The sequence below is a fragment of the Rhizobium sp. P1_B8 genome, from assembly GCF_056406515.1.
The window spans coordinates 187,111-212,421 of the sequence record NZ_JBFTZZ010000005.1 but is presented as its reverse complement, the minus strand read 5'-3'; the positions used below and the strand labels follow the sequence as shown (position 1 = coordinate 212,421).

At 60.4% G+C, this 25,311-nt stretch carries 27 protein-coding genes and 3 pseudogenes; 14 read left to right on the top strand and 16 right to left on the bottom strand.

What is annotated here, in order from left to right; all coding sequences use genetic code 11:
• The first annotated feature begins 282 nt into the window (after positions 1-282).
• From AC1D2N_RS09525 to AC1D2N_RS09515, 3 genes are all read left to right on the top strand, one after another.
• Entirely contained in the window at positions 283-2,028 is a 1,746-nt protein-coding gene (locus AC1D2N_RS09525; protein WP_130651928.1) for an adenylate/guanylate cyclase domain-containing protein, read from the top strand.
• A gap of 279 nt (positions 2,029-2,307) precedes the next feature.
• Positions 2,308-3,108 (top strand): SMP-30/gluconolactonase/LRE family protein, encoded by an 801-nt coding sequence (locus AC1D2N_RS09520; RefSeq protein WP_130651927.1) that lies wholly within the window; start codon positions 2,308-2,310, stop codon positions 3,106-3,108.
• Positions 3,109-3,253: 145 nt separating this feature from the next.
• A complete protein-coding gene (locus AC1D2N_RS09515; protein WP_130651926.1) occupies positions 3,254-3,568 on the top strand; it encodes an EthD family reductase in 315 nt (104 codons plus the stop codon).
• A gap of 76 nt (positions 3,569-3,644) precedes the next feature.
• Here the strand turns inward: AC1D2N_RS09515 and AC1D2N_RS09510 are convergent, their stop codons facing one another.
• Positions 3,645-4,553 carry a LysR family transcriptional regulator gene (locus AC1D2N_RS09510; protein WP_130651925.1) on the bottom strand — a complete coding sequence of 303 codons (909 nt, stop codon included), beginning with the start codon at positions 4,551-4,553 and terminating at the stop codon, positions 3,645-3,647.
• Between the two features lie 161 nt (positions 4,554-4,714).
• Between AC1D2N_RS09510 and AC1D2N_RS09505 the strand changes: the two genes are divergently transcribed.
• The 3 genes from AC1D2N_RS09505 (at position 4,715) to AC1D2N_RS09495 (ending at position 8,821) form a co-directional block, all read left to right on the top strand.
• Positions 4,715-5,116 carry a DoxX family protein gene (locus AC1D2N_RS09505; protein WP_130651924.1) on the top strand — a complete coding sequence of 134 codons (402 nt, stop codon included), beginning with the start codon at positions 4,715-4,717 and terminating at the stop codon, positions 5,114-5,116.
• A 247-nt stretch (positions 5,117-5,363) separates the two neighbouring features.
• Positions 5,364-6,413 (top strand): LLM class flavin-dependent oxidoreductase, encoded by a 1,050-nt coding sequence (locus AC1D2N_RS09500; RefSeq protein ID WP_130651923.1) that lies wholly within the window; start codon positions 5,364-5,366, stop codon positions 6,411-6,413.
• Between the two features lie 482 nt (positions 6,414-6,895).
• Positions 6,896-8,821 (top strand): adenylate/guanylate cyclase domain-containing protein, encoded by a 1,926-nt coding sequence (locus tag AC1D2N_RS09495; protein WP_130728918.1) that lies wholly within the window; start codon positions 6,896-6,898, stop codon positions 8,819-8,821.
• 63 nt (positions 8,822-8,884) lie between these two features.
• Here the strand turns inward: AC1D2N_RS09495 and AC1D2N_RS09490 are convergent.
• Positions 8,885-8,980, bottom strand: a pseudogene (locus AC1D2N_RS09490) (hypothetical protein); the annotation flags it as partial.
• A 78-nt stretch (positions 8,981-9,058) separates the two neighbouring features.
• Positions 9,059-9,574 carry a hypothetical protein gene (locus AC1D2N_RS09485; RefSeq protein ID WP_130651921.1) on the bottom strand — a complete coding sequence of 172 codons (516 nt, stop codon included), beginning with the start codon at positions 9,572-9,574 and terminating at the stop codon, positions 9,059-9,061.
• Positions 9,575-9,911: 337 nt separating this feature from the next.
• Here AC1D2N_RS09485 and AC1D2N_RS09480 point away from each other — a divergent pair, with 337 nt between their 5' ends.
• The gene (locus tag AC1D2N_RS09480) at positions 9,912-10,595 is read left to right on the top strand and encodes a winged helix-turn-helix domain-containing protein (protein WP_130651920.1); all 684 of its coding nucleotides are present in this window, start codon (positions 9,912-9,914) and stop codon (positions 10,593-10,595) included.
• 58 nt (positions 10,596-10,653) lie between these two features.
• Complete coding sequence (locus AC1D2N_RS09475) at positions 10,654-12,054, top strand: sensor histidine kinase (protein WP_130651919.1); 1,401 nt, start codon at positions 10,654-10,656, stop codon at positions 12,052-12,054.
• Positions 12,055-12,077: 23 nt separating this feature from the next.
• Here the strand turns inward: AC1D2N_RS09475 and AC1D2N_RS09470 are convergent, their stop codons facing one another.
• Both AC1D2N_RS09470 and AC1D2N_RS09465 read right to left on the bottom strand, forming a co-directional pair.
• Positions 12,078-12,908 carry a glycosyltransferase family 25 protein gene (locus AC1D2N_RS09470; RefSeq protein WP_130651918.1) on the bottom strand — a complete coding sequence of 277 codons (831 nt, stop codon included), beginning with the start codon at positions 12,906-12,908 and terminating at the stop codon, positions 12,078-12,080.
• A 362-nt stretch (positions 12,909-13,270) separates the two neighbouring features.
• On the bottom strand, positions 13,271-14,164 hold the full coding sequence (locus tag AC1D2N_RS09465; RefSeq protein ID WP_130651917.1) for an NAD(P)/FAD-dependent oxidoreductase: 894 nt from the start codon (positions 14,162-14,164) through the stop codon (positions 13,271-13,273).
• A 207-nt stretch (positions 14,165-14,371) separates the two neighbouring features.
• On the opposite strand from AC1D2N_RS09465, the gene AC1D2N_RS09460 reads away from it, so the two are divergent.
• From AC1D2N_RS09460 to AC1D2N_RS09445, 4 genes and pseudogenes are all read left to right on the top strand, one after another.
• The gene (locus AC1D2N_RS09460; protein ID WP_018449601.1) at positions 14,372-15,019 is read left to right on the top strand and encodes a TetR/AcrR family transcriptional regulator; all 648 of its coding nucleotides are present in this window, start codon (positions 14,372-14,374) and stop codon (positions 15,017-15,019) included.
• A gap of 34 nt (positions 15,020-15,053) precedes the next feature.
• Positions 15,054-15,917 carry a class I SAM-dependent methyltransferase gene (locus AC1D2N_RS09455; RefSeq protein WP_130651916.1) on the top strand — a complete coding sequence of 288 codons (864 nt, stop codon included), beginning with the start codon at positions 15,054-15,056 and terminating at the stop codon, positions 15,915-15,917.
• A gap of 32 nt (positions 15,918-15,949) precedes the next feature.
• A pseudogene (locus tag AC1D2N_RS09450) lies at positions 15,950-16,129 on the top strand (IS630 family transposase); the annotation flags it as partial.
• Positions 16,130-16,210: 81 nt separating this feature from the next.
• Positions 16,211-16,906 (top strand): class I SAM-dependent methyltransferase, encoded by a 696-nt coding sequence (locus tag AC1D2N_RS09445; RefSeq protein WP_477981154.1) that lies wholly within the window; start codon positions 16,211-16,213, stop codon positions 16,904-16,906.
• 192 nt (positions 16,907-17,098) lie between these two features.
• Here the strand turns inward: AC1D2N_RS09445 and AC1D2N_RS09440 are convergent, their stop codons facing one another.
• Complete coding sequence (locus AC1D2N_RS09440) at positions 17,099-18,712, bottom strand: arylsulfatase (RefSeq protein ID WP_130651914.1); 1,614 nt, start codon at positions 18,710-18,712, stop codon at positions 17,099-17,101.
• Positions 18,713-19,222: 510 nt separating this feature from the next.
• Complete coding sequence (locus AC1D2N_RS09435) at positions 19,223-20,797, bottom strand: carboxylesterase/lipase family protein (protein WP_130651913.1); 1,575 nt, start codon at positions 20,795-20,797, stop codon at positions 19,223-19,225.
• A 275-nt stretch (positions 20,798-21,072) separates the two neighbouring features.
• On the opposite strand from AC1D2N_RS09435, the pseudogene AC1D2N_RS09430 reads away from it, so the two are divergent.
• Positions 21,073-21,324, top strand: a pseudogene (locus AC1D2N_RS09430) (hypothetical protein); the annotation flags it as partial.
• Positions 21,325-21,519: 195 nt separating this feature from the next.
• The gene (locus tag AC1D2N_RS09425; protein ID WP_026188297.1) at positions 21,520-21,756 is read left to right on the top strand and encodes a hypothetical protein; all 237 of its coding nucleotides are present in this window, start codon (positions 21,520-21,522) and stop codon (positions 21,754-21,756) included.
• Positions 21,757-22,004: 248 nt separating this feature from the next.
• Here the strand turns inward: AC1D2N_RS09425 and AC1D2N_RS09420 are convergent, their stop codons facing one another.
• The 9 genes from AC1D2N_RS09420 to AC1D2N_RS09380 all read right to left on the bottom strand — a co-directional run bounded on the left by AC1D2N_RS09420 (position 22,005) and on the right by AC1D2N_RS09380 (position 25,284).
• A complete protein-coding gene (locus tag AC1D2N_RS09420) occupies positions 22,005-22,331 on the bottom strand; it encodes an NIPSNAP family protein (RefSeq protein WP_130651912.1) in 327 nt (108 codons plus the stop codon).
• Positions 22,332-22,553: 222 nt separating this feature from the next.
• Entirely contained in the window at positions 22,554-23,147 is a 594-nt protein-coding gene (locus tag AC1D2N_RS09415) for a hypothetical protein (protein ID WP_130651911.1), read from the bottom strand.
• A gap of 13 nt (positions 23,148-23,160) precedes the next feature.
• Entirely contained in the window at positions 23,161-23,358 is a 198-nt protein-coding gene (locus AC1D2N_RS09410; RefSeq protein WP_012756421.1) for a response regulator transcription factor, read from the bottom strand.
• Complete coding sequence (locus AC1D2N_RS09405; protein WP_130651910.1) at positions 23,355-23,654, bottom strand: GcrA family cell cycle regulator; 300 nt, start codon at positions 23,652-23,654, stop codon at positions 23,355-23,357. The genes AC1D2N_RS09410 and AC1D2N_RS09405 overlap by 4 nt, the downstream gene beginning before the upstream one ends.
• A complete protein-coding gene (locus AC1D2N_RS09400) occupies positions 23,651-24,046 on the bottom strand; it encodes a hypothetical protein (protein ID WP_130653509.1) in 396 nt (131 codons plus the stop codon). The genes AC1D2N_RS09405 and AC1D2N_RS09400 overlap by 4 nt, the downstream gene beginning before the upstream one ends.
• The gene (locus AC1D2N_RS09395) at positions 24,012-24,377 is read right to left on the bottom strand and encodes a hypothetical protein (RefSeq protein WP_047619280.1); all 366 of its coding nucleotides are present in this window, start codon (positions 24,375-24,377) and stop codon (positions 24,012-24,014) included. Before AC1D2N_RS09395 ends, AC1D2N_RS09400 begins: the two co-directional genes overlap by 35 nt.
• A gap of 32 nt (positions 24,378-24,409) precedes the next feature.
• Positions 24,410-24,688 carry a sigma-70 family RNA polymerase sigma factor gene (locus tag AC1D2N_RS09390; protein WP_130651909.1) on the bottom strand — a complete coding sequence of 93 codons (279 nt, stop codon included), beginning with the start codon at positions 24,686-24,688 and terminating at the stop codon, positions 24,410-24,412.
• A gap of 213 nt (positions 24,689-24,901) precedes the next feature.
• Positions 24,902-25,096 (bottom strand): hypothetical protein, encoded by a 195-nt coding sequence (locus tag AC1D2N_RS09385; RefSeq protein ID WP_130728913.1) that lies wholly within the window; start codon positions 25,094-25,096, stop codon positions 24,902-24,904.
• Positions 25,093-25,284: a hypothetical protein gene (locus AC1D2N_RS09380; protein WP_017993244.1), complete on the bottom strand. Its 192-nt coding sequence runs from the start codon at positions 25,282-25,284 to the stop codon at positions 25,093-25,095. The genes AC1D2N_RS09385 and AC1D2N_RS09380 overlap by 4 nt, the downstream gene beginning before the upstream one ends.
• Positions 25,285-25,311 lie beyond the last annotated feature (27 nt).

Below are 25,311 nucleotides of genomic sequence, written 5' to 3'. Positions count from 1 at the left end.
GCTGAAAGCGCCGCCGGAAACGCGGCGCCTGCTGGACTTGCGGCAACCGACGGCACCACGCCCCCGGATGACGGGGCCGTCCTAAACAGTGTGCAGACAAGGGCTTGGCCCCGGATCGGACCCAGTGGCACTTTCCACATAACCAGTCGCGGGTCGGTGTCCCTCCTGCGGGGACAGTCCGGCATTATGGAGCAAGTGTCACAAGAAGTTTCGCTCAAAGCCACAATCCGATAACGTGCCACAAGTTTGGCTTCCCAGCAAAGTGATCGGGGACGTCGGAGCGTGGTCGAAAAAACAATACACCGCCGCCTCGTTGCGGTTCTTGTCGCGGATGTAGTTGGCTATTCTCGAATGATGGAAGCCGATGAGGCTGGGACATTCGAGATGCTGAAGGAGCGGCGAAGGCATGTGCTCGACCCCGTGGTGCGCGCCAACCGAGGGCGCGTTGTCAAGTTGATGGGTGACGGGGTGTTGGTGGAATTCGGCAGCGCGATCGACGCCGTCGAGGCCGCGTTAGAGCTTCAGCAGAAGATGGCGGAGGCGAATGCCAATATTCCAGAGTCCCGTCAGATCGTGCTCCGGATCGGCATCAATATCGGCGATGTGATCGGTGAAGGCTCAGATATCTATGGCGAAGGAGTCAATATAGCAGCGCGGTTGGAAACGCTTGCCGAGCCTGGGGGCATCTGCATATCCGAAAAGGTCCACAATGAAGTTCGAGGGAAAATTTCCATAACGATGAAGGACCTGGGGCTGGTGCAGCTCAAGAACATCGCTGCGCCAGTCAGGACCTTTGGGATGGAGACGGCGCGCGGACTACCCTCCGCTATGCTTTTTCGCGGCAAGGAATTCACCACCGTCGCCGTTCTACCCCTCGCCAACATGTCGGGAAACGCTGAACAGGACTATTTCGCCGATGGCATCACCGAAGACATCATAACCGAACTCAGCCGTTTCAAGAATCTTTCCGTGGTAGCTAGAAACACCACGTTTAACTACAAGGGCCAATCTGTAAATGTGGCGGAGGTGGGCCGACAGCTCGGCGCCGATTTCGTCCTCCAAGGCAGTGTTCGGCTGGCAGGCCAGCGAATGCGCGCTACGGTGCAATTGATCGACGTACAAACCGGGACTCATGTCTTTGCCGAGAAATTCGATCGGGAGATGGCAGACGTGTTCGCGGTTCAGGATGAAATCGTCGAGGCGATTATTGGCCGCCTGTTTTTCAACCTTCAAGAGGTCGCCGGCAACACGCGCGGAAGGGCTTCTACGACAACTATTTCCGCCTATACATCGTGGCTCCGAGCAGGGGCGGCCTGGCGCAATGGCGACGAACATGGCGCACGCGAACACATGCACGAGGCGGTCCGTATCGATCCGACATATGCGCCCGCTCTCGCTTCGCTGGGATTACTCTGTGCATATTGGCGGTTCAGTGAGCCGAGCGCCGCAACAGACGCCCAACTTGAGGTTCAGTGCCAGCAGTTCGCCGCGCGCGCAATCGCGGTCGACAAGTCTGATCCCTTCGTCCTTACAAGCGTTGCTGCATGCTTCTTGCTGGTCGGGAATATTGATGATGCCCTGCGTTACTCTGACATTGCGATCACGATCAGCCCGCACGACATAAACGTTCTTGTCGCACGAGGCATGATCGTTGCCTATGCGGGGAGGCACGAGGAAGGCTTAGCTCTTGTCGAACGGGGCTGCAGGTTCGAGCCGCTGTTACCTCCGGCGTTCGTTTCTAGTCTCGGAGACTGCTACTACTTGGCGCGCAGGTTCGATGCGGCACTGGCAGCGTACGGAACCCTCATTAATCCACCTTATTTTTTCAAGTTAAACCAGGCGGCCTGTCTCGCCCAGCTTGGCAGGGTGGAGGAAGCTGCAGTCATAGTGCGGCAGAAGCCGGACACGTTCGATGCCACTGTCTATGCCCACAATACTGTAAGGATATGCGCTTTGCCAGAAGATGGGAAACTTTGGCTCGACGGCTTCCATAAGGCTGGAGTGTCCAGTTTTCACGTTCTCCCGTAGGGATGCCGCCATAGGATAATCTGCAAACTGAGGATAGCATCTGTCCCTTCAAGCAAGCTTGTGGCACCTCCTCCATAATTTCCTCCGGGTGCGAACAGGCGTGCCACGTCAGCCTCACTTTCGCGGTTTGATCCAGGCGTTATCCGGACGTCAACGCCGCTGGTACGGGATACGGCCGTGCCCTTTTCGCCAGACAAGTGTCGGTATTGGCTTTGCTTACTCGTCTTTACCAAGTGGCTCCATTTGACGGGCCAAGGCGCAGAACGACAGGAGGGCGAAATGAACAGGACAAGGGTTCGGTTGGAAGACCGGGGGCTGGTCGAATGCCCACGATGGCATGACGGCGAGCTGTGGTTCGCGGATTGGACAAGCGGCGAAATTCTCGCCTTGAGCGAGCACGGAACTGTCAGAGTGGCGACAACCGCGAAAGCCCCGCCCCTGTCATTCGACTTCGGACCACAGGGCGACATGTACGTCATCGCGTCCGGGGCGTCGCACTTGCTGCGGTTCAACGGCTCCGGACTGGAAGAGTTCGCCGAGCTGGGAGCGAATGGCTGGAACGAGATCGTGATCGATCCGCAAGGCCGTATCTACGTCAACGGACCCGCGATCCTGCTGATACATCCAGACGGGACGGTCGAAACACAAGCGGAAGGCTTTCAGTTTCCGAACGGAATGGCTCTCTCTGCGGACGGGCGCACACTGGTTTGCGCCGAAAGCTGGGCGAAACGGCTGACATCGTTTGACGTCGCCGCCGACGGGCGACTTTCCCATCGAAGGGTTTGGGCCGATCTTCCCGGGTGGCCCGATGGCATATGCTTCGACGCTGAAGGGGCGATCTGGTACGCCGACGTACCCAATGCCTGCTGCTGCAGGGTTCGTGAAGGCGGCGCGCTCCTCGATGACGTGAAGCTCGATCGCGGCGCCTTCGCCTGCATGCTGGGTGGACCTGATCGAACCACCCTCTACATAACTGCCGCCAGATGGTTCGGGATGGACAAGATGGACCAGATGGGCGGAACTGGCCAACTGTTGTCCGTCGAGGTCGAGACGGCCGGGGCGGGTTGGCCTCACGGTTAGGTCAGCCACTCGCTTCGAAAAGCACAGCGAAAACAACCTTGCGCTCGTCAAACTCGCTTCGGCCAAAATCTGGATGCGCTTCACGAGTCGGAGAGCTATAAGTCCCCTCGGACGCTCGGAGAGGCGTTCAGGCAGGTGCCCGACCATGATCAAGATGAGCGTCTACTATCCGGCCAATGGCGGCTCGAAGTTCGATCACGACTACTACCGCACCCGCCACATGCCACTGATCCAGGAACGGCTCGGCGATGCCTGCCTGCGCTACGAGATCGAGAAGGGCCTTGCGGGTCGCGAACCTGGAAGCGCGCCGGAGTTCGTCGCGGCGTGCCACATCTACTCGCCAACCCTGGGGATATTCCAGGAGGCGTTCGGTCCCCACCGCGCCGAGATCGTCGCGGACGTCGCCAACTATACGGACATCGCGCCCATCGTGCAGATCAGCGAAATCGTTGCAGGGTAGTGGGGCTTCGGCGAGTCAGGCGTAGCCGTTGAACTTTCCGGGAGGAAGCTCGCGTGTTCCATCATGGACGGTGGCGCTATTTGATGGAGCTGTCGTTGGCACACGCTGTTAGTCGACCGATAAACCAGCGTCCTGCAGGGCCTGGCGGATCGTCGGATCGATAGGCGATGGACACTGGCAGTCGAAGTCCGCCTGCAGGTAAATCCTCGATGATCAGCGAGACCAGCCGCCCTTCCTCGATATCCGTCTTCACGGCATGTTCCGGCATCCCGCCCCAACCAAGGCCGTTGACCAGAAAGGTATGTTTGGCGAAGAGGTCGGCCAGCCGCCAGGTCTGCGAAGACATCACGCCGAATTCCCGCCCGGCCGACAACTCCGTACGATCGGTGAGGATCAGCTGGACATGCTGCTCGAGTTGGCTCTTGGAAATCGGCCCTTCGATCAATGATAACGGATGGTCTGCGGAAGCAACGATATTGAACAGGATACTGCCGAGAGGCTCGGTTGCGATCCCTGAAGGCATGACCGGCAAAGAGCCAACGATGCCGACATTGGCTCTTCGATCAAGTATAGGCTCCACCGTGCCACCCAGCGCCTCCACGAACAGACGCAAGGGAACAGTTGGGAAACGCTCGCGAAAGTCCTTTGCTGCCTCAGCGATTATGTGGATGGGAAAGAACACGTCGATGACGACGGACAGCTCTGCTTCCAGCCCGGTGGCCATCCCCTTCGCGTAGGATTTGAATATGTCCACCTTGGCGATGATCTCGCGGGCTTTTGGAAGCAGCAAATCTCCTGCTCCGGTCAATCGAGGATATCGGCCATCCCGATCGAACAATTCAACGCCGAGTCTAATTTCCAGGCTGCGAATGAGTTCGCTGACGGCCGACTGGGCCCGCCCCAGTCTGCGGCCTGCCGCAGAGAAGCTCCCTTCATCGACAGTCACCACAAAAGTGCGCAATTGATCGAGCGATATTCCGTCCAATCTCTGTTCCCTTCACCAATACCGACATGGATGTAATATCGGATTACACGATGGTATCCATCATTAAATATCGGCTTTCCCAATGCTTTCCGCCGTGTGATGAGAGGCAACAGACAATTATTTTGGTCCTGCCCATGGCAGATAGGGGAAAGTAGATACCGATGACAGCCGCATATTCTCCGCTGATTTCACAGAGTAAAGCCGTCCGCGTTGCATCCTGGGCTCTGCGCCTTCTTTCTGCTGCCGTGTTCCTGGCGGCCGGGGGCGCAAAGATTGCCGGGGTGCCGATGATGGTGGCGATTTTCGACCAAGTGGGTTTTGGTCAGTGGTTTCGCGTGTTGACGGGCATCGTGGAAGTCGGCGGCGCGATCGCGCTGCTGGTGACCGCAAGCACGGCATTCGGCGCTCTGACGCTCGCTGTCACCATGGTGTTCGCCGTCCTCACTCACCTTTTCCTGATCGGCGGCAATCCATTGCCAGCCGTAGTGTTGCTGGCGATGACCGGCACAGTGGCGTGGCTCCACCGTCGCAGCTTCGCTGTCATTTTGGATTCCCTGCGTTAAACGCCAGGCGGTTCAATCACCAGATATCACCGTCATTGCGGGCGCGCACTTTGCTCGCAATGAGTTTCAGCTCTCGTCAGAGGCACTGATGATACGTTTCACTGTTTTTCTCCTTGCGTGTTTAAGTCTGGCATCTTGCCACACTACCCAAATGGGCCAGTCGCTGGGCTGGAAGGAGCCACAACGCGGCGACACGACGGACGCCTACTGAGCGTTCCCTGCGATTGAAACTTGGAAGGAGTTCTCCTTGGAAATCGGTATCGATAGTTTTGCGATGCTTTTGACTGACCCTGCCACAGGCCGGTTGCAGTCGGCCGCCGATCGTATGGCAAGCGTCCTCGCCGAGGTCGAACTGGCAGACCAAGTGGGGTTGGATGTCTTCGGGATGGGTGAACACCACCGCGCAAATGCTCTGGATTCAGCGCCGGCGATAATCCTGGCTGCTGCCGCAGCACGGACGAAATCGATCAGGCTGACAAGCGCAGTCACAGTCCTTGGTGCGGCCGACCCCGTCCGAGTCTTTCAGGATTTCGCCACTCTTGACCTTATATCTCGCGGCCGAGCCGAGCTCGTTGTCGGTCGTGGTTCGTCCGTTGATGCCTATCCATTGTTTGGGTTCGATTTGCGCGACTATGACGCGCTCTTCGTCGAGAAGCTCGAGCTTCTGCTCAAGATCAGAGCCAACCCCAAAGTCGACTGGCAGGGCCGTTTCCGCCCCTCGCTGAAGGGCGAGGGAATTTATCCGCGTCCCTATCAACACGATCTTCCAATCTGGCTCGGCGTGGGCGGAACACCGGGGTCTTTCGCGCGGGCTGGAACGCTTGGCTTGCCGCTGATGATCGCGATCATCGGTGGCAGCTTCGATCGCTTTCGGCCTCTTGTGGAACTCTATCGCGACGCTTGGCGCGACGCTGGCCACGATCCGGACAAGCGGAAGATCGGTGTCCATGCTCTCGGCTTTGTCGCAGAAACCGACAAGGCTGCGAAAGAGGCGTTTTTCCCCGGCTGGTTTCAGATGTTTACGGAAGCGGGAAAGGAACGAGGGTGGCCGCCGCCGACAGAGGCGCAATTCGAGCACATGTGCGGCCCGAACGGCGCGTTCCTGGTCGGCAGTCCACAAACGGTGGAGGACCGGATAGTCGCCGCCGATAAGGCCTTGGGAGGCGTGTCGCGGTTCACCTTTCAAATGAGCACAGCCGCACTGGATAATGACGCGATGCGACGCTCCATCGAGCTGCTTGGCACTGAAGTTGCACCGAAAGTTCGTAAAGCAACGGCCTGGCGCCAATCGGCTTGATCGAGCTGCAAAAGAGCGTCATGAGCTAAGACCGGCCAGGCGCATGGCTGATCCGGCTATACGCCGAGAAGCTCACCTCGGCCCGCGCAGTTCGTCCCGGCGAAACCTGAGACAAGGGCATTCTCAGCCCCTCCCTTCGATATGGTGAAACGCCGCCGCAGTACGGCGCCGGCGTGCCGGGCGGCGAGCATCCTCCGACAGAGTGCCTATCGTGGCGGCGACCGGACATGACGGTCTTTCGGGCTTCATGGCGGTGCTCAAGGGGAGATGCCCGCCATTTGAGTTGTCGCGGAAGCTCGCTATGGCTTTTCGACGCCCCCGCCGCAGGAAAACCTGAACGGTCGCGAGGCAGCCGCAGCCAGCTTATCTGCACAAGCGCCGGAGAACCGATATCATCACCTTGTGTAAGTTTTCAAAAAGCGGTTAGCTGCCATCGTTGAGCTTCGTGTGCTGAGACGTGTCCGCATTCCGAGGAAAATCTCGTGCACTGGTCGAAACCGCTAAGACTGCATCTCGGCGTCCTGGTCGTCGCATCGCTGCTTTGCACGTCGACGCCGATCATCTGGATGGCGTTCAGCCATGGACGCGATGCTGCGGTGAGCGCGGGCGTGCAGCAAATGCGCGAGATGAGCTTGCGGCTGATCGAGGGATACCGGAATACGCTGCAGGGCGGCACCGAGGCGGTCGCACTCGCCGCGACCCTGCCGCAGCTTACTTCCCCGCCGCCCCAAGATATCAAGGCAAAACAGCAATTCTTTCTGGAAGTTCTGCGAAACGTCCCGAACGCGACGAGCATCTACACGGGCTATCCCGATGGCTCGTACCTGCAGGTCATCAATACGGTAAGGGACGATGTTCGCCAGACCCTCTCGGTGCCTGAAGGCACGGCATTCGCGGTCAGAACGATTGCACAGAGACAAACGACCGACGTCATATCGACGCTTCGCTTTCTCGACAGCCAAGCCATTGAGATAGGGACGAGGAACGTCGAATATGCATCCTTCGATCCGCGGCAACGCCCGTGGTATCAATCCGTCGTTCAGGACGGTATCCCGGTTTCCGTTGGACCCTATGTCGCCGGCACGCTCAAGGTTCCGACGCTGACAATCGCAGCGCCGATGCGGGACAATGGCCAGGTGGTGGTCGGCATCAACATTCACCTGCAGACCGTCAGCCGCCTGCTGGACGCGGGTCAGATTTCGCCGCGAGCAAGAGCCTACATCATCAATGGTGGCGGTGATCTCGTCGCCCATTCCGACCCGGCTGTCATGAGCAGGATCATCGGACTATGGTCGAGAACGGCAGGCGCCTTTGCCGCGACCGCAAACGGTTTCGACACCAGCCTCGCAACCGTGGCCCGGCTCAGGCAGGATCCCGCCTTTGCCAATGGCGGCCTGGCGCGGGTCGATTTCGATGGTGAAAGTCATCTGGTGCAGATTGCCCCCGTCAGCGTGTCTGGCCTGTTTCAGGGAAGCGTGGCCGCAATCGTCGTGCCGCTGGAGGACCTGGTGGCTGAGGCCAATCGGCTGCTTGTGCGCAATCTCCTCATTGCCAGCGCCTTCGTGATCGCGGGTGTCGCTGCAACGGTGATGCTGTCCCGCATGGTCAGCCGCTCCCTCTATCGCCTGGCGGACGAGGCGCGCAGGATCGGCGATCTCGACGTCGGCGAGAAGGGCGTCTCCCATTCCCTTATAACGGAGATCAACACGCTGGCGAGCGCGCTGGCGGCAAGCCGCCATGCCATCGGCCAGTTTGCCCTCTATGTTCCGCGCGAAGTCGTCAGACGGATCATCGATCCCCAGGGAAGAACCGCCGTCAAGGCGCAGCGGCAGGATGTGACCGTGCTCTTCACCGACATCCGCGACTTCACCACCATCTCCGAGCAGCATTCGCCTGAAGACGTGGTCGATACGCTGTCGGCCTATTTCGAACTGTTGAACACCATCGCCGAGCGCCATGGCGGGACTGTCGTGCAATATCTCGGCGACTCCATTTTCGTCATGTGGAACGCCCCTGTTCCCGATGCCGGACATGCCGAAAACGGCTGCCGATGCGCGCTTGCCATGAAAGCGGCGGTCGACGACTTGAACGAAGCCAATCGTCAAAATGGCCGTCCCGCCCTCGTCACGCGATTTGGATTGCACACCGGCCCGGCGGTCGTCGGCAGTTTTGGCGCGATTTCGCGACAGCAGTACACGGCCATGGGCGATACGATCAATGTCGCCTCACGGCTGGAGGGACTGAACAAGGAATTCAATACCTCGATCCTGGTGAGTGCGGCCACACGCGACGCGGTCGCCGATCGCTTCCACCTTCGCCCGCTCGGCCTGGTGCAGCTCAAGGGGCGCGCCGAGAAGGTCGATCTATGGGAGCTTGTCGGGGATGCCAATCACCTTACAAATCCGTAAGTTGTGACCAAAGCCCGATCAGCTAGATTACTGCCCCAGGCATCCGGGAACGATCGGGCTGATGGGCATGTAGACGATCTCGCCGGGGCCGGCGGTGACCGTTCCCCCGTCCGTCGAGACCGAAAGCCGGCCTTCCAGAACGATCATGACGGCTTTGACCCTTTTCGTTCGGGATTAGGTAGCAAAAACCACCCTGTAGCTTCAGGTTAGTCGCGGTGAGTCAATTCCCAAATCGTTTCAGAAATTACACTGAACGGCCGAACATTTCACGATCACCTCTTGCCATTCGTAGTACCACAACAGACCTTGCGCGATAACAGTCGAGGCCGCGACAACCAATATCATCTGTCGGAGCGTGAGGGATTTCCAAAACATAGACCGAGCTAGAAGTAGGCAGCTCGTCATTCCTGCCGGAAACATCAAAACTGGCACCCACGAAACAACTTCTGCTTCAAATCGGTCTTTCGACGAACAGCACAAGAAGTATTTGTGGTCTTCGGAAAGCCCAAGAATGACCTCGGTCACCGCTATATACCCACTCCAAACCACCGACACCGGGCCAAGAAGATACCCCACGACAGCGACGACGAGGAATGCCCCGAATAAAAACAGGAACGGCTTCAGGCCAAACATAAAAGCGAGTGTTTTCAGAACGAGGAAGACTGGCGATGCCAGAACACAAAGCAACGTCGCCGATGCCCAACCCCGCTCTTGTCTCTGAGTTGGAAGGTCGACTTCGGCTTGCACATCCATGCGTGGCCCCTCAAATGTGAAAAAGCGAAACGACCATGTGGTGATAGTGCGTGGCCAAAAGCGCTAACTCTGTGCTGATCACACTGTCAAGCCATCTATCGCGCGATCAGTCTGACTCCAACCCAAGAAGAACGTCCGCCCCCCGCGGGTTCGAAATCTGTTCGTAGGCACCTTTCGGCCCCTTGCGGGCGCCACTGGGAACCCGGGCGACCTCCTACCTCTTCGCCCGACTTCCTGAGGCTCCACTCCCCCACCCGCCACCTTACCAATCCGTAAGTTGAGGCCGAAGTCTGATCAGCTAGATTGATCCCCCAGGCATCCGGGAACGATCGGGCTGATGCGAATCCTGCTTATCGAGGACGATACCAAGACGTCCGATTATATCGCCAAGGGTTTTTCCGAGGCCGGGCATGTCTGTGACGTGTTCGGCGACGGCCGCGATGGGCTGTTTCAGGCGCAGCGCGAGGCCTATGACGTCATCGTCGTCGATCGCATGCTGCCGGGCCTCGACGGTCTGGCGATCGTGCGTTCACTTAGGGCCGCCAAGGTCGGCACATCGGCGCTGTTCCTGACATCGGTCGGCGGCGTCGACGATCGGGTCGAGGGGCTGGAGGCGGGCGGCGACGATTATCTGGTCAAGCCCTTTGCCTTCTCCGAGCTGATGGCGCGCGTCAATGCGCTTGGCCGGCGGCCGCCGGTGCAGGAGCAGAGGACAGTGCTCAGGGTTGCCGATCTCGAGCTCGATCTGATCCGGCGGGAGGCCCGCCGCGCCGGCCAGGTGATCGAGCTGCAGCCGCGCGAATTCACCCTGCTCGAGGTGCTGATGCGCGGCGAAGGCCGGGTCATCACCAAGACGATGCTTTTGGAGCGGGTCTGGGATTTCCACTTCGATCCGAAGACCAGCGTCGTCGAGACCCATATCAGCCGGCTGAGAGCCAAAGTCGACAAGCCGTTCCAGGCCCAGCTTCTGCATACGGTTCGCAACACCGGATACAGCCTGCATGCGCCTCGAACAGGATGATTTCAGGCCCATCGGCCTGAAAATCTCAAATCCTGTTCGCAATTTAAAGAGTAAGAGCATGATGTCGTCCGAAAACCGCGCACACTTTTCGGCATCATGCTCTAGCCTGCGCAGGAGCACGCCCTTCCGGCTTGCCGTCACCTTCGGCGTGCTCTTCGTCGTCACCTTCATTCTCAGTGGCGCTATCATCTATCACATGCTGCGCCTCGGCCTTGCGCGTGATCTCGAACAGTCGCTGGGCGAGATGAATTCGCTTGTTGTCTCGACCTACGAGCCCAACGATACCGAGGATCTGGTCAACACGCTGAACAATTATGCCAGCTTCCAGTCGACCTCCGACGGGCTCTACTCGCTGACCGACCATGCCGGCAAGAAACTCGCCGGCAATTTTGCCGCCCCCCGTATCCCGAACGGCGTCTATACCGTCACCTCCAGGGATGTCGGGCTGAAGGGGCATGAGCGCTACCGGATGCAGGTGTCGACGATCGGTCCCTACAGCCTGGTGGTGGCGGAAAACTTCAACGATGTCGACGAGATGCTGCGGATCGTGCTGGTGAGCTTCGAATGGGCGGCCACGATCGTCGTGGCGACGGCGATCGGCGGCGGCGTCTTTCTCGCCGTTCGTGCCCAGGCGCGGCTCGACCGGGTCGCCCTCACCATGAACGATGTCTCGCTTGGCCAGCTTCAGGCCCGCATTGCGATCACCGGAAACGGCGACGATCTCGATACGGTGGCGATCCAGATCAATGCGGCGCTGGAACGGCTGCAGAGATTGGTCGAGAGCATGCGGCAGGTGAGCGCCGATATCGCCCATGATCTGAAGACGCCTCTGAACAGGCTGCGCCTGACGCTGGATGCCGCGGTGGCCGGCAACGACCAGCAGGCGGATGTTTCGGCTCTGCTTGACGAAGCGCGACACGAGAGCGACCGGATCAACGCCACCTTCGAGGCGCTGCTGCGCATTTCCCAGATCGAGGCCGGCGCCCGCAAGGAGCGTTTCCAGGCGACCGATATCGACGCCGTGCTTGCCGTCATTTCCGAGGTCTATGCCGACGTCGCCGAAGACGCGCTGATGGCGCTTGATATCGCGGAGCGCTGTCCCGCGCTCATCCGCGGCGACCGTGACCTGCTGACGCAGATGATCGCCAACCTGGTGGAGAACGCGATCAACCACTGCCCGGCCGGAACCGACATCACGGTTTCGCTCCGCTGCCAGGGCGGCCGCGCCATCGTTTCGGTCGCCGATAGCGGCCCCGGCATTCCCGCCGGCGAAAGGGACAAGGTCTTCCGGCGTCTCTACCGGCTCGACAAGAGCCGCACGACGCCGGGAAGCGGGCTTGGGCTCAGCCTCGTCAAGGCGATCGCCGAGCTGCATGCGGCCGAGATCACCATGGCGGACAATCATCCCGGCCTCATCGTTTCGATCGGCTTCCCGCTGATCTCGGCGGAGAAGCCCTAGCCGCTCACCCCGGGGGAGCGGCCCTAGCCGCTCACCCCGGAGGAGCGGTCCTGACCGCTCAGCCGCCAAGCCGCGAGACGGCGGAAGCGACGAGCAAACCGGCGCACCTCAGCCGCCGTTCGATATGGCAGGACACTCCACGGCCGGCGGCGGCCCAGCCGATAGGTCGAAAGCCCTGCCTGGATCTGGGAACAGGGATCGGCCCTTTGGCTGACCGGCAGCGGATCGACGAAGCAGGCGCTCAGCCCATCATCGAACTCCAGATCGAAGGCGAGATCATAAGGCAGACGCATGGGGACAAGCACGTCGGCAATCCAGCCCGCCGCCTTGCGATTGATCAGATAGGCGCCGGACCCTTTCTCGCGGGTGAGCGCGATGGCAAGCGAGCGTGACGCGGTCAGCGGCTCCACCTTGTGCTTTTTCCCGGAATTGACGGTCGACAGCCGCAGGATGTCCCAGCGCGCCTGGTGCTCAAGAGCGGCCTCGAGCAGCTCGGCCAGATCGTCATCGAAATCGAGATCGTCTTCCAGAATGAGCGCGAACTCGGCATGGCTGCCGAGGAAGCGCTTGGCGCATTCGACATGGCTGAGATAACAGCCGATCTCGAAAGGGTTTGGCCGGCGGCCGTGCCGGCTGAGATAGGCTGCTTCGTCAAAACCCGGATGCGGCAGGCTCAGCCCTGCCCCATCGACCGCCGCCACGCGCTCGAAGGCAAGGCCGAAGCTTGCCAGCAGGCGTTCCATTCGAAATCGGCGCAATGGCGCGCGGTCGAGATTGATCAGATAGGTGTTCACCCGCAGGCTGACCGGATGAAGGGCCGGCATAAGGGCGGCAGGTGCGGTGCGCATGTTCATGAGAGAGCTGACCTTCGACTTGGCAATGATGGCGCCAAGCCTGCGCTCCAAACCTCACGGGGACTTCGCTGGAACTATACATTTTCGTAAAGTGCGAGGGTCGAACAACCGAGGCTGCATTTCTTACGGATTGGTATGATCCCGGCAAAGTGCACGTGAGAATGCCGCGCTACCAGCTCTCGTGCGGCACGCAGTGGACGCCTCCCTTCCCGCGATCGAAACCGACAACCAGCGAGCCTTCGATGACGACAGCGACCACTGCGTGCCACGCCGGATGATCCCTGGCTTGAGCAATCGCTCAGCGCCTGCCTCCTCATTGATCAGGGTCGAAGGTGACGTGTTGGAACTCCATCTGTGTCTTCTCAAACCAGCATCGACTGCTGGGCGGAGATACCCGCCGTCGCGCCCTGCGATATTGCCGTGGTGACCGAGGCCATGGCTGGGTTTGCAAGATCGCCGGCAGCATAGATGCCGGGCGTGCTGGTTTCGCGGCGCTCGTCGACCTTGAGGGCGATGCCGAAGGGCGTATTGACCGTGGCGAGGCCCAGTGAGTCATGCAGGCTTGCAGACGGCTTGTTGCGCGGATGCGCGAACAGGATGTCGACCGCGGCATTGCGGCCGCTCTCGAGATTAACGGTGGTGATATGGCCCCGGTGATGGGCGATTTCGGCGATCCGGCCATCAACGACAGGTATGTTGCGGCGCGCCAGATCGGCCCGGATATCGGGTGCAATGTCGTGACCATCGGCGAAGACCGTCAACGTGTCGGTCCAGTCGTGGTACAGCCTGACATAATTGTGCGACGGCGGGCCGGACCAGACGAGGCCCCAATGCTGGCCGGCGACTTCAAAGCCATCGCAATAGGGGCAGGGCACGATGGATGTGCCCCAGCTTTCGGCAAAACCCGGAACAGCAGGCATCTGGTCGGCAACGCCATAACTCAGGATCAGGCGGCGCGCTCCAAGGCTTTCGCCATCGCCAGTGAGGACGGAGAAGTCGTCGATGGTGCCGGAGATGCTGTCGGCCCGGGCATTGACCAGCCTGATCGTGGGATAACGCGCCAGTTGCTGCCGCGCCTCGGCCAGAATGTCCAGCGGTGGCTTGTGATCGTGGCCGAGCAGACCATGCGAGTGGCCGGCGAAGCGATTGCGCGGCAGGCCGGTATCGAGAACGGTGACCTTGCGGCGGGCACGGCCGAGCTGCAGGGCGCCGGCGAGACCGGCAAAGCTGCCGCCGATGATGATGACGTCATCCATGGTGATGGGCTCCGTGTTGCGGATGGAGGGGGTTGGGTTGGGCCAGGCGCAAAAACTCATTCAGCGATAGGCATTCGATATCGCCAAGCGGCCCAGGGAAACTTGATTTGGAAGACAGGGTAAAATCCATTCTTCGGCTTGCGTATTTCAGATACTACGTAGTATCGTAATGCCAGAATTAAGATACTGTCAAGGATCGTAATTGTCGTGACCGAAAATAGCCAGGCCCGGCGCGGCCGGCCCGCCAACGAGGCGCTTGGCCAAACGATAGTCGACGCCGCGTGCGAACTCTTTGTGGAATTGGGTTTTCAAGCGACGACATTGGACAAGGTCGCCCAGCGAGCGAGGATCTCCAAGCTCAGCATCTATCGGCACTTCGAGAACAAGGAGGCGCTGTTCAGTGCGGCCATCGCGGCCCACTGCCATCAGTTTGCACCACAGGCCCTTGTTGAAGGCGTCGACGGTTCGGCAGAACATCAGCTCATGGCGGTGGGAACATCCCTGCTTCGCACGCTGTTGAGCCCGGAGGTGCGCAGTGTCGAAGCCATGATCATGGCCGACAAGACGAATCAGAAGTCGTTAAGCAAGCTCCATTACGAAGCCGGCCCCGCCTATGTCATCGCCCAAATCGAGGCCCTGTTGCGTCAGTTGCACACGAAGGCGGTTCTGAACGTGCCCGATCCTCTCCAGTCCGCCCGCTTATTTGCCGCGCTTATCAAAGGATCCGATCTCCTGATTATCGCACGCTTCGATGAGGCGAGAGCAGAGGACGATAACGAAATAGAATCCTATTGCCGGTCGGCCGTCGCCATGTTCGTCGCCGCGCACGGTGGCAACAATCACGCGGGCGGATAGCCTGGTTAAGAACGGATCAGAACAAGGATATGGCATGACAGAGGAAAATGTTTATCAGGTCGCCGACTGGAAAGGCCAAAGCGGGGAGCGCTGGGTCACTTACCAGGCCCGGCTCGATGCCATGATGGCGGTGTTCGGCCAGGCCGCGATCGAAGCCGCCGCGCCCGCTACAGGCGAACGCGTGCTGGACGTCGGCTGCGGCGCGGGAGCGTCCAGTCTGGATCTGGCCGCCCGCGTCGGCGCGGGGGGCCATGTGTTAGGCGTGGACATATCCGAACCGCTGATCGGCAGCGCGCGCGCGCGAGCGCCGCAGGATACGCCGGCCCTGTTCCAGGTGGCCGACGCCAGCAGCACCGAGTTGCCCGAGGGCGCGTTCGACATCCTGTTCTCGCGCTTCGGAGTGATGTTCTTTGACGATCCTACGGCGGCATTTGCTCATATGCGCCGTGCGCTCAAGCCGGGCGCGCGGGTCGCTTTCGTCTGCTGGCGCGGCATGGCCGAGAACGATTGGGTTCGCTTGCCGATGGGCGCGATGAAGGGCATCCTCCCGCCGATGACGCCGCCCGGTCCCGAAGCGCCCGGCCCGTTCTCGTTTGGCGACCAGGGGCGGGTAGCGCGCATTCTAACGGCGGCTGGCTTCACCGATGTCGCCATCGCGCCCTTCGATGCCTCTATCCCATTCGGCAAGGGGGAGACGCGGGATGCGGCGCTCGACGACGCGGTGAAGATGACACTCGAAGTCGGCCCGCTGGCGCGCTCTCTCGCTGATCAACCCGACGACATCCGGGCCCGCGCCTCGGCCGCGGTTCGTGCCGCCTTCGCGGGCTGCCCCGGTGAGCGGTCGGTGATGATCGACGGCGCGGCGTGGATCGTCACCGCGCGCAATCCGGCAAGCTGACAGGGATTAATACGCCAAACGAGAGGTTTGCGATGGGAGCAGCGATTTCATTGCGGGCGGATTTTGACGCGGAAGGTCTTCGGCGTCTGGCCCGCAAGAGCAAGCATGCGGCGCAGGCGTGTCGTCTTTTGGCACTTGCCTTGATCTATGGCGGAGGCTCGCGCTCGGATGCAGCGCGTCTTGGCAATGTCACCCTTGAGATCGGGCGTGACTGATCTCGGCCTATTTGCAGGTCGATCGAGCAAGCGCCGACACACAGGCGTCTTCGAACAGTCTTCGCAAAGGAAAAAATCTTGGCCGAGAATGATTATGATGCGTTCGCGGCGGCTTATGATGCCGATAACGAGGTCAATGCCTGGAATGCCTATTACGTGCGGCCGGCTATACTTGCCCTGGTTGGCGAGGTCGCCGGACTTTCCGTGCTCGATGCGGGATGCGGCGGCGGGGCGCATGCGGCAGCGCTGCTTGAGCGCGGGGCTGTTGTGACCGGGATCGACGCAAGTGCCGGCATGCTGGAGATCGCGCAACGTCGCCTGCAAGGGCGCGCGCGGCTGCTAGCGGCGGATCTGAACGATCCATTGCCGTTTACGGACAAAGCTTTCGATCTGATCCTTGCCTCGCTGGTCATGCATTATCTGCCCGACTGGTCGAGGCCGCTTGCGGAATTCAACCGGCTGCTGCCTGAAGGCGGTCGCCTGGTTCTTTCCACCCACCATCCCTTCATGGATCACGCCTCGACCGGCCGCGACAATTATTTCGAGACCTACAGTTTCGATGAGACCTGGCAGCGCGGCGGAAAGGATATCGCCATGCGCTTCTGGCATCGGCCGCTGCACGCCATGTTCGAGGCGCTGAAGTCGGCCGGATTTCAGATCGATATCGTCAGCGAGCCGCAACCCGACCCTGAAGCCCGCACGCTTTTTCCGCAGGCCTATCAGAGCCTGACGACCAAGCCGCGGTTCCTGTTCTTCTCGGCTGTGAAAGCATGAGCACGTGGATGAGGAGAGCCTCGCTGTTACGGCCAGGACCGCAGCGTATACGGAATTTCGAAGCCGTGCGGAGTGCCTTTCCATGCCGGATCGTTGCGTAAGGCCCCGGCGACATAAGGTGCGTCAGCTGCTCTGGGCTTAGCTACGAAAGTGGGCAGCCCCTGCGAGCTGCCCTTCGAAATGCAGGACTGCCTATTGCGCCTGCTTCCTCATGGCTTCGGCAATCTGCGCCTTGACGGCACTCAACCCGAAGCTCGCGCCCGTCTGCATGGGTGGGAATTCGATGGCGGATTTCGCCAATTGTTCTACCCGCTGCTGTACAAGCACGAAGCGCCAGAACTCGAATTTATACCATTCGAAATATTCGAGGGAGCCGGTGTTCCCCCCCTTGTAAAACGCTGTCCGCTCGAACGGGTCCAGACGTAGATTGACGATGGTTGGCGCACCCAATGTCACTGTGTCACCGAGCCAGCCGCCGGGCTGTTCCTTGAAGGTATATTTGTAGTCTTCGACGCGGGCGGCGCCGAGAGCACTTTCGGCGAAATACCAGATTTCGTGGCGGTTCGACGGACCCGACCCGGTGATCATGCTCGTTTGGTCATAACCGTCGAGATACACTTTGTACTTCTGCCCGTTCATTTCCTTTCCGGCCTTAAGTTCCACGGCAATATTGGCATTGCCTGCGGCCGCGGTGAAAGTCGGGAACCAGTCGAGGCCCGAAATCAAGCCGTTACCGATTGAGCCGGCCGGGACATGTCCAGGCCAGCGGATCATTGCCGGTGCGCGAAAGCCGCCCTCAAAGGTCGTGCCCTTCCCGCCATAGAACGGCGTCTGCCCGCCATCAGGCCAGGTAAAGTTCTCGGTTCCGTTGTCGGTGGTGAACATGACGATGGTGTTGTCGTCTACGCCCATATCCTTGAGCTTTTGCATCGTGGCGCCCACGATGTCATCAAGTTGCGCCATGCCAGCCTCGTGAATGGTCCATCCATTCTCCGAGTTGCGCATATTTTCATACTTGTCGGAGAGATGCGTTACGATGTGCATGCGGGTCGGGTTGAGCCACAGGAAGAACGGCTTTCCGTCCGCCTTGGCCTTTTCGATGAACTTGAAAGAGAGGGACTGGATTTCGTCGTCAACGGTCTTCATGCGCTCAGGATAGAGCGTGCCGGCATCCTCGATCCGTTGTTTGCCCACCTTGCCCCAGCGCGGCATTACTGTCGGATCATCCACCTCTGTCGCCCAGGAATGGACCATGTTGCGTGGCCCGACGACGTTCAGTTGGTCCTGCGGATAACCAGGGTGCGCGGGGTCTTCCATCGCATCGAGGTGGTAGAGATAACCGAAGAACTCATCGAAACCGTGAACGGTCGGCAGGAACTCGTTCAGGTCACCGAGATGGTTCTTGCCGAATTGCCCAGTGGCATAGCCCATGGACTTGAGCACGGTCGCGAGCGTGGGGGCAGCAGCCGGCAGACCGATCGGAGAACCCGCCTGGCCCACCGTGGTCATGCCGGTGCGGACCGGCAACTCGCCGGTGATGAAGTTCGCACGGCCTGCCGTGCAACTCGCCTCGGCGTAGTAGTCGGTGAAGAGCATGCCATCGGCCGCAAGCTTATCGAGATTTGGCGTGCGGCCCGCCATCATACCGCGATTGTAGGCCCCGATATTCCAGATGCCAACGTCGTCGCCCATGATGACGACGATGTTTGGTTTCGGCGTTTGGTTCTGAGCGATTGCCGGTGCACTTAACGTGACAGCAAATGCCGAAGCCAGTAGTCCGAAACAGAGGTTTTTTGTATAGCTCATAATTACTCCTCCTCCTGATTTTTGCGCGCCCGTTACGGCACCGGTTTGAACGGTGCTACGGTGCGTGCAATGCGGTAGGCTGAAAGTTGTTCGTGGCTATGTATTATGCGCCGAAGGGGCGATCAGTGCCTGCTAGTGCAGGTGGGATCGGCGTCAAGGACGGCGTGTTTGCCGGCATCGGCAGATTGTCTCGCATAGAGCTGCGGTAGACAGAGTTCGATCCCGCTTTGAATATCGCACAACTTTAGCTCAGCGACTAGGCGAGTTTCTCAGCCTATGCGAGACAGCCCAGCGGGAATAGGACGTCTGCTTCTGGCGCAATCCGACAGACCCGGCTGCCGCCTGTCGACCCGAAGCTGCCAAGCGCATTTCAGCGGAGATCGGGCTTCCGTCAATCGCGACATCCGGAAAGGTCTTCCCAGGAAGATGGCAATGACAAAGCGGGCTTGTGTTATTCGGCAGTTCCCGCAATGGGTAAGGCAACAGACCAGACGACAGGCACCGCCCCCGTCATTTCGTCTCCTCCCAATGGCTTTGCCAGAGGTCGAGCCTGGGTTTCAGCGGATCGGCTCCGACCGTTGCGCCGTCATTGCCGAAGTCGATGACCCTGTCGGCGAATGGGTCGTGGTGAGGCCATTTTGGCCGTGAGCCGCTATTGGGGTCACCCCTTCTTGCAAATTCGAGCCAGTATTCGCTTGCCAATGAGGCCATGGCCCAGTCGGCAGGTGTCACCTTGTCTTTCACCAGTGCGTTTGGAATGGCGAGCGTATACGGAATTTCGAAGCCGTGCGGGGTGCCTTTCCATGCCGGATCGTTGCGGAGAGCCTCGGCGACATAGGAGAAACGATACCACCACGTCGGTTGACCAGCGCGGATCATCTCGTCAGCGAGGTGGCGGGATGGTTCGACAAGCGTCTTGTCGGCCAGAACCTGCTGCTTCAGCTCATCGAGGGTCTGTTGGCCGCTGGGATCGTAGAGGCTGCGGGCTTCGGCTGCATGATTGCCGAAGAGCGCGAAGAGATCGTCTTTCGTCGCGGCCTCACCGATGCCGAGATCACGATCATTTGCCCCGACGATGACCGGAACCGGCGCCTGACGGCCCGCCGCAAAAGCCGCTTCCGGCGTTTCCAGCAAAAACCGTCCGTCAATGATCGCGCCTGAGATGCCGATGACGGGCTTGCCTGTCGACATTCCCACAAGCACCTCTTGTGCCGATGCGCCTTCGGTGAGCTTTTCCGCAGGCAGCGCCCGAAGGGCCGCCAGAGCCTCGGCATCGCTGCCCTTGATTCCCAGAGAAGCCGCATAGTCCAACGCGATTTTCTCTGCTTCCTTCAACGGTGACAAGGGCGTGCTCTGCGCCCGCGCGGTCGGCAGACCCGGCGACTGTAGAATGGCGCCCCGGAACAGCCCGCGTGACAGTGGCGATATCATATGCGCCATCACCGAGCCGCCACCGGCCGACTCTCCAAAGATCGTCACTTTCTTCGGATCGCCGCCGAAGGCTTCGATATTTTGCTGGACCCATTTCAGGGCGGCCAGCTGATCCATGTAACCATAGTTGCCGACGGGCTCGTCAGCGGATTCCTTCGTCAGCGCCGGATGGGCAAAAAAACCGAGTCGGCCCATACGGTAATTCATGCTGACGAACACAACTTTCCGGGCGGCCAACTGGCCACCGGGATACTGAGCGGTGTTTCCATGGGCAAGAGCGCCGCCGTAGATCCAGACCATCACCGGCAGCGGTGTGCGGGGACGCTTGACGGGTGTCCAGACATTGAGGGTCAGACAATCCTCCGACTTCGGCAGGTCGTCGGTCTGCATGCAGGACGGACCGAAATCGCGGGCATCCCTGGTCCCGCTCCATGGCTTCATCGGTCTGGGATTGCGCCATCGCAGATCACCAACCGGTGGCGCCGCATAGGGTATGCCTTTGAAGCTGAAGACCGTGCCCGACCTCTCACCCTTCAGCATTCCGCTATCGATGGTAACGGTGTCGTCTGCCGCAGCTGATCGTGGCACGAACGCCATCTGCCAGGATGCGACCGCCAAAAAGAGCAGAAACGTGCGACGGCCGTCCACAAACACTGCACTCTCCACCGCTCAGTTGAGTGAGAGCAAAATACTCCCATAGAGCGGCAGCGAAAAGGGTTCATCAGGCATCGCTAAAGTGCGCTATTGCTGCACGGCGGGTTTCGGCTCGATCGGCGGGGAGCTTGGCGAAAATGCATCCCCAACCTCCGAGCCTGGGATCCATGCCCGTTGCTGATGGAGGCTGGCCTGGGTCCTCGGGTCAAGCCCGAGGACGACGGAGGGCGGGGTGAGCTCTGCGGCAAATACAGCGGCGCGTTAGAGCGTTGGCCCACCATCCCTCCATGGGTCACGCCTCGACCGGCAGCGACAATTATTTCGAGACCTACAGCTTCGATGAGACCTGGCAGCGCGGCAGAAAGCATATCGCCATGCGCTTCCGGCATCGGCCGCTGCACGCCATGTTCGAGGCGCTGAAGTCGGCCGGCTTTCAGATCGACACCGTCAGCGAGCCCCAGCCCGACCCGGTGGAGGCTACGGTCGTTCCCGAGCCACAGACGTACGAGGAGGAATTCGTGATCTAATCACCCGCATAGCGCGGAATGGCGGCTTTTGGCGCTTTGTTGCCGTGACGTTTCGACAGCAAACCCCGATGGTAGGGCTGCTTATGGTGCTTCATCTTCGAAAGCGGACGAAATCTTCTAATTCATTGTCCCCCATTGACGTGAACAGGTTTCACCCCAATACGGTCAGGCCAGCCAGACGACAACAGGAGTGTAATCGTGAGCGAATCGACCGTAGCAGATGCAACAAACCGCATTTATGAGTCGCTTCAGGCGGACAACGCCGACATCGACGTGCATATCGCGGCCCTCAAGGCAGCGTTGACGCGGGCGGGTTTGAAAGAGGCCGTATTCGACCCGGCTAGGCTCGTGCAGAATAACCGGTCTGGCAGGAAGCGGATGGAGGCCTACTTTCGGCAGCGCGGTGTCATGGTGAAATTCTCAGCCTCGTGAAGCCTTGCCATGAAGGCAGACGGCTGTAATCACAGATGTCGCAGCATGAGGCGCTTTCGCTCTCCGAAGCCACTGAGATCTGACCTAAGCGATTTTGCCGACGGTGATGAAGAGCCGTCGGCGAAGCGCCCATTCCGGCCGTTCGGGCAGCGTTGGCGATATCCTAAGAGCTGCCGTTCTTCATCGCTTCCGCGGATGACCAGATCGGGTGGAATTCCGACTGGCGGCAAGTGGGGATCGGCGGTGTCTTACTTTACTGCCGAAAAGGCGGTCGGTGACAACAGCTGGCTAGAGATATTGGAGAGGATTTGCCCGTCGCGCTCTGACTCGTCGCGGGCCTTAATCCATGCAGGATCAGTGGTGAAAGCTGTCCATTTCACCTCGCGATCGGCTAGCGATTCCCAGGCGATGAGATAGGTGAGACGCTGGCTGCTTTCGCCGACGATTGTGGTGAAGAAACCCGCCTGCTTGATGCCGTGCTTGTCCCATATTGCCAGCGTATGTTCGGCAAAGCGGTTGAGCAGCGCGGGCAATCGGCCGGGCAGGCAGTCGTAAATTCTGAGCTCGTAGATCACAGTCTTGCTTCCTTATATCCCTTGAGAACGACATGTGTTTGACACTTGCTCCCCTGCGCCCACAATGTCCTCAAAACTTGCAGCAACGTCAATTTCACGGTGGATCCGTCAATATCCCTATTAGAACAGGCCCTGCAGGTATGTGCGAACCGCTAATCTTCTGTCAATCCGATCGCCTGTGTTTAGGCGTGGCAATTTTGACCCCCGGCTTGAGCCACTCCATCACCCGCCCCTCGCCCCCCGCAACGCTGTCAATCCCCTGCGCAGCCACAGCAATTGCTGCGGCGGCATCTGGCGCAGATGTTCGTAGTCCATCACCGTGACGTTATAGACCGTGCTCCTGACCTGCGGTCCATCCGGGCAGCGCAGAAGGATGCCCTGTAGCGCCATCATGCGGTTGCTGGCCTTGCGGGCGCGGTCGGCGAAGGTTTCGGTGACCTCGCCTTCATGGCCTTTGACTGAGAACAGCGATTGCGCCCTCGGGCTCGGGGCCGGGATGCCGGTGGTCTTGTGGTAGCGGGCGATCGCCTCGGCATAGTCGTCGCCGGCCTGGCGCTGCTCTGAAGTGATCAGGCCGTCGAGGAACATGCGGCCGAGGGTGTAGCCGGCAAAGGGGCTCTTGACCGTCTCGTCGGCGACCGTCCTGTCAAAGCCGTGGATGCGGCGGCGGGCTGATATCGCCACGCTGATATTCTCCTTCTCGGTTTCGAAGGGCTTGATCTTGCCGCAGGGAAAACGCTCGACATTCTCCTTGCGCGGCCGGCCGGCGCCCTTGTTGACCCGCCCTGTCTTCACCTTGGTGGCTTTGCCGCCCATGCTGACTGTCCTTCTATCGAATGATGCCGTTTCTGAGTGCGGCGGCGACCAGCGCCGTATCCTTGAAGACGCCGAGCCGCGCCTTGGCGTTGGCAATGTGCGTGTTCACGGTGATGTGGGAGATGCCGAGAATGGTGCCGATCTCGGCGGCGGTCTTGCCCGCCGCCATCCAGCGGATCACTTCGGTTTCGCGTGGGGTCACAGTGCTCATGGCTCTGCGGGCCCATCGATGCTGGGCACGCGCGGCATCGTCACATGGGCGCCCGACAGGGTCACCCGCGTCACGCGGTCGGGGTGCCGGATCGGCTGGACGGGCAGGCCCGCCTTCGGCTGCGGATGCCAGGCGTCCTGCCGCGAGGGGAACCTGTCGCGGTTGCGGTGCGCCATGTTGATGACGGTGTTCTTCTTCGAGCCGAAGAGGTTGGCGATCTCTCTTGCCGACAGCCCTTCCTTCCAGAGCTTTTCCGCCTTGACGATCTTGTCTTCCGTCCAAAAGGTGATGGTCATCTCAATGCCTCCTCGTATCGTGCGGCTCTTGCAATGATCGGGTTGTCGGGAAACATCCTCGCCAGTTCCCGCTTGGCGCTGCGGCTGCCATTGGCGGCGTCGCGCAGCAGCTGCATCTTGTAGGCTGTGACCTTCGGCTGCGGCGTCTCGGGTTCGGCTTCCATGCGCGGGCGGCTCTCGGCCTCGATCGCCGCTTGCTGATGGCGGCATTGCTCGGCGAAACTGGCTGAGCTCGGGGCGAAGGCGCGGTTATGATCCCTCACCTTTCCGGAGATGAAGAGTTTGGCGGCCTGCCAGACCGCCCCCAGCGAGATGCCTTCGATGGCGACGAGATAGGCGCGGATCTGCATGTCGGGATCAGTGCCTGCGGATGCCGGGAAACCCGAAAGCATCCCAGCTATGATCTTCACCGGAGAGGAAATCTCTTGCGGCATCGACTGTCGTCCTTCTCGTACTGCTGTTGATCGACCCGGCTTCCCTCGCCTTCTCCTTGAGGTACCAGTCGCATTTGATTGCCTGCCAGCCGCGGAAGATCTGCATCTCGGCGGCGCCGACCGGGTCGCCGGTCAGCAGATATTCCCTCGCCTGCATCCTGGCGGCATAGACCGTCAGCGGCTTCTTCAGCGTGCGCTTGCGATGCTCGATGATCGCTGCCGCGAGCTCCTCCCCTAGCACCGGGCTGAGGATCTCCATGATCTCCTGGCTCACTGTGTCCTTACCCATGCGATGTGCCTTTCCCGATTGCGATGGCCTCTTCAAACCCGCAGCCTCCGCCGTCCGCCGGCGAAATTGACCGGCGTGCCCGGCTTGAGGGGGCGGCGGGGGAACCGGCGGCTCTCCGAGCCCGCATGGCCCTCGTGGGCGGTGTCGCCCTTCTCGGCGCTGCGAAGTTTGTGGATCTCGATTTCCACCGACGGCACCGACGCCCCGAGGATGGCCGCGATTTCGATATAGTCCCGGCCGGAGCGGAAGAGCTCGAGCGCGTTCATGTGAGCGGCTTGCTGCGCCGGGGCGGCCTTCACTTGGATGCTCATCGCTTGATCCTTCTTTCCCGCGAACGCGGTGTTCCATTGCCGCCGAAGCGGGTGCCAACAACGTCTTTGATTTTTCAGGGGTGACGACCGGAGCGCCGGCTCTGGGAGCAAAGGCTCCGGTCGTCTGCCAGGCCGCCGCCTGGGTCGGGCGCGAGTGCGCCCGGGAGCTGGCGTCGCCGAGGGAGGAGCGACGACGCCAGCCACCGATAGCCGTCAGGGAGGGGCTGGGCTATCGGGGTTGGTGATCGGCTGAGCGCCGGGCGGGATCATCGTCTCGCTGATCTCTTCCGGGCGCGTCGGCCGATCGCAATTTTCGCAGTGGCGCTCGATCACCTCGGCGATCGACAGCGCCTTGCCGCAATTCGGGCAGCCGGTGTAGCGGGCGGTGGTTTTTGGGGAGATGGTCATAGCGATTCCACCTCCCGGTTGGCGTTCAGCACCTGCTGCAGGGCCTTGGCGAGGAAGGGGATATCCTCGTTGCGAACTGATATCGCCGACATCCGCCCTCCCCTTGGGCCTTGCGGCCGGTGAATGACGACGCCGGTCGGCATGACGTCCATGGCAAGCCGCTCTTCCGAGGAAATGGTGAACCTCATGGTGCCGTCTCCCCATCCCGGAAAGCT

Coding starts and splice junctions, on each gene's coding strand:
- AC1D2N_RS09520 (WP_130651927.1), top strand. CDS start 2,308: ATGAACAGGACAAGGGTTCGGTTGGAAGACCGGGGGCTGGTCGAATGC.
- AC1D2N_RS09415 (WP_130651911.1), bottom strand. CDS start 23,147: ATGGGCGGCAAAGCCACCAAGGTGAAGACAGGGCGGGTCAACAAGGGC.
- AC1D2N_RS09390 (WP_130651909.1), bottom strand. CDS start 24,688: ATGAGCATCCAAGTGAAGGCCGCCCCGGCGCAGCAAGCCGCTCACATG.
- AC1D2N_RS09400 (WP_130653509.1), bottom strand. CDS start 24,046: ATGCTTTCGGGTTTCCCGGCATCCGCAGGCACTGATCCCGACATGCAG.
- AC1D2N_RS09395 (WP_047619280.1), bottom strand. CDS start 24,377: ATGGGTAAGGACACAGTGAGCCAGGAGATCATGGAGATCCTCAGCCCG.
- AC1D2N_RS09465 (WP_130651917.1), bottom strand. CDS start 14,164: ATGGATGACGTCATCATCATCGGCGGCAGCTTTGCCGGTCTCGCCGGC.
- AC1D2N_RS09505 (WP_130651924.1), top strand. CDS start 4,715: ATGACAGCCGCATATTCTCCGCTGATTTCACAGAGTAAAGCCGTCCGC.
- AC1D2N_RS09380 (WP_017993244.1), bottom strand. CDS start 25,284: ATGAGGTTCACCATTTCCTCGGAAGAGCGGCTTGCCATGGACGTCATG.
- AC1D2N_RS09475 (WP_130651919.1), top strand. CDS start 10,654: ATGATGTCGTCCGAAAACCGCGCACACTTTTCGGCATCATGCTCTAGC.
- AC1D2N_RS09485 (WP_130651921.1), bottom strand. CDS start 9,574: ATGGATGTGCAAGCCGAAGTCGACCTTCCAACTCAGAGACAAGAGCGG.
- AC1D2N_RS09385 (WP_130728913.1), bottom strand. CDS start 25,096: ATGACCATCTCCCCAAAAACCACCGCCCGCTACACCGGCTGCCCGAAT.
- AC1D2N_RS09410 (WP_012756421.1), bottom strand. CDS start 23,358: ATGAGCACTGTGACCCCACGCGAAACCGAAGTGATCCGCTGGATGGCG.
- AC1D2N_RS09515 (WP_130651926.1), top strand. CDS start 3,254: ATGATCAAGATGAGCGTCTACTATCCGGCCAATGGCGGCTCGAAGTTC.
- AC1D2N_RS09480 (WP_130651920.1), top strand. CDS start 9,912: ATGCGAATCCTGCTTATCGAGGACGATACCAAGACGTCCGATTATATC.
- AC1D2N_RS09470 (WP_130651918.1), bottom strand. CDS start 12,908: ATGAACATGCGCACCGCACCTGCCGCCCTTATGCCGGCCCTTCATCCG.
- AC1D2N_RS09405 (WP_130651910.1), bottom strand. CDS start 23,654: ATGACCATCACCTTTTGGACGGAAGACAAGATCGTCAAGGCGGAAAAG.
- AC1D2N_RS09440 (WP_130651914.1), bottom strand. CDS start 18,712: ATGAGCTATACAAAAAACCTCTGTTTCGGACTACTGGCTTCGGCATTT.
- AC1D2N_RS09455 (WP_130651916.1), top strand. CDS start 15,054: ATGACAGAGGAAAATGTTTATCAGGTCGCCGACTGGAAAGGCCAAAGC.